General features: G+C 62.8%; 1 pseudogene. It reads left to right on the top strand.

The features are described 5' to 3' along the window. Window positions 1-36 precede the first annotated feature (36 nt). Window positions 37-750 (top strand): annotated as a pseudogene (locus EJV47_RS29200) (IS5 family transposase); the annotation flags it as partial.

The following is a 750-nucleotide window of genomic DNA, read 5'->3' as shown; positions in this document are numbered from 1 at the left end:
CTAGAGCCCGTGGACAGTCAGTCGTAGCTTTGCCGGATGCGTCGTCATGAACTTACTGATCGTGAGTGGAAACTGATTCAACCGCATGTGCTGGGCAAAGCGGGTACGGCGGGCGGCACCGGCCGTAACAACCGGCGTTTTGTCAACGCGGTGGTGTACCGGGTGCGCACGGGCTGTGCCTGGCGCGACTTGCCCGAACGCTTTGGTCCGTGGAATACGGTCGCCCGGCGCTTCCGGCGGTGGGCGGTGGCGGGCGTGTGGGAGCGGCTGTTTCAGGCCGTGCAGGAACCCGATTATGCCTGGGTGCTGGTCGATTCCACGACTGTGAAAGCGCACCGGGCCGCCAGCGGCCAAAAAAAAGTACGGCCGCAGACGAAGCCCTTGGCCGCAGCCGGGGCGGGCTGACGACAAAGCTCCATGCCGTGGTGGACGCGCTCGGCAACTGTCTAGTGCTGCGCCTAACGCCGGGCCAACAGGCCGATTGTCAAGTCCTGCCGGACTTGTTACAGGCCTTGGCAGCGGCACCGGGTGCGGTTGTGGCTGACAAAGCCTACGACACCAACGCAGTACTGGCCGCCGTGGCCCAGTATCAGGCCGAAGTGGTGATTCCGCCCAAAGCCCTGCGCACCGACCAACGCCCGTATGATGCCAACTTATATGCCGACCGTAACAAAGTAGAACGCTTCTTCGGCCGACTGAAAGAGGCACGCGGCTTGGCCACCCGCTACGAAAAAACAGCCTCCTCCTTTT

Origin of the sequence: Hymenobacter gummosus (genome assembly GCF_003970915.1) — a bacterium.
Classification (GTDB): domain Bacteria; phylum Bacteroidota; class Bacteroidia; order Cytophagales; family Hymenobacteraceae; genus Solirubrum; species Solirubrum gummosum.
The sequence above is the reverse complement of the archived record's forward strand: the minus strand, read 5'-3'. Positions and strand labels throughout refer to the sequence as shown.